Origin of the sequence: Candidatus Pelagibacter communis (genome assembly GCF_001180025.1) — a bacterium.
GTDB lineage: Bacteria > Pseudomonadota > Alphaproteobacteria > Pelagibacterales > Pelagibacteraceae > Pelagibacter > Pelagibacter ubique_A.
In genome coordinates this window covers 1-1,124 of sequence record NZ_CVSK01000024.1, presented here as the reverse complement: position 1 = coordinate 1,124, position 1,124 = coordinate 1, and the positions used below count along the sequence as shown (strand labels likewise).

Genomic DNA, 1,124 nt, shown 5'->3' with positions numbered 1-1,124 from the left:
GGATTTTTTGAAAGAGCAAACTTCCTTAATTTTGCGTGTTCAAATTTTTTTTCTCAATTATTTGATCGGGTATTTATTCCTTTAGTTGGAAACAAAAAAGATGGAGACGATAACAAAAATACTCTATTAAATATTTTTTTACTCTACAAAATTTATGTATTTCTACCAGTTGGAATAACCACATTTTTTTTTGGTGAATATATTTGTATGTTTTTATTAGGAAATGAATGGAAATTTACTGGTGAAATAATTTCTATTTTAAGTGTTTGGTTAATATTCAATAATTTAAATCAAACATTAGAAAGGTGGATATTTATCCATCATACAAGAAAATATTCAATAATTGGCTCAATTATAACACTGTTAATTTTAGCAATGGTCTCTATTTACGTTTATTCCACTAAAGAATGGATAATTTTGATATGGGGGTTAAATATCGGAAGTATTATTTTTTTTATAATTTTAATAAGTATTATATTAAAAAGAAATGATAGGATTAAATTTAGTGCTTTAAGCTATCCAATTTTATTTTCAATAATAGGTATTATTTTTTACAATAATTTCTATATTTTAGATTGGTGGATTATGATAATTGTTTTTTTCTTCTTTTATTTTTTATGTACTTTAATAGTATATTTTCAAAACATAAAAAATTTTATTAAAAACACTAAAATAAAAATTTAATAAAAAAAACATATTATTTACAATGTATTTTGCATCTATTTCGCTAGTTTGGCTTATTTCTTTTTTAATTTGCTCTTACTTTTTGAAAAATAAAATATTTCAAGATAATATTTTATCAGGAGTTATAGTTATATTTTCAATCTCTTTTATTTCAACTTTTTTTATTAAAGTGTTGTTTTATTTTTTTGATTTTAATTTAAACTTCATTTTATTTTCAATAACATATTTTTTCTTTTTAGTATTACTTTATGTTTCTTTAAAAAAAAGTTTTAATAAAACTTACAACATCAATTATTATGGATTAATTTTTTCGATTTTATTTATTTTTTCATCCTCATTAGTTTTACTAGACAACAGTGTTTCATTTACTCATTGGGATGCTGTTGTATCTTGGAATAGGTGGGCTATAGAACTTTCAAATAGTTCTTATTCTCCATATC

Annotated in this window: 1 protein-coding gene and 1 pseudogene; both read left to right on the top strand. The window is 21.2% G+C overall.

All coding sequences use genetic code 11. The features are described from left to right. A partial coding sequence (locus tag AMN83_RS05160; protein ID WP_179850397.1) for a hypothetical protein occupies window positions 1-684 on the top strand: 684 nt, incomplete at its 5' end. Between the two features lie 82 nt (window positions 685-766). Beyond that, window positions 767-1,124: pseudogene (locus AMN83_RS00370) on the top strand (hypothetical protein); the annotation flags it as partial.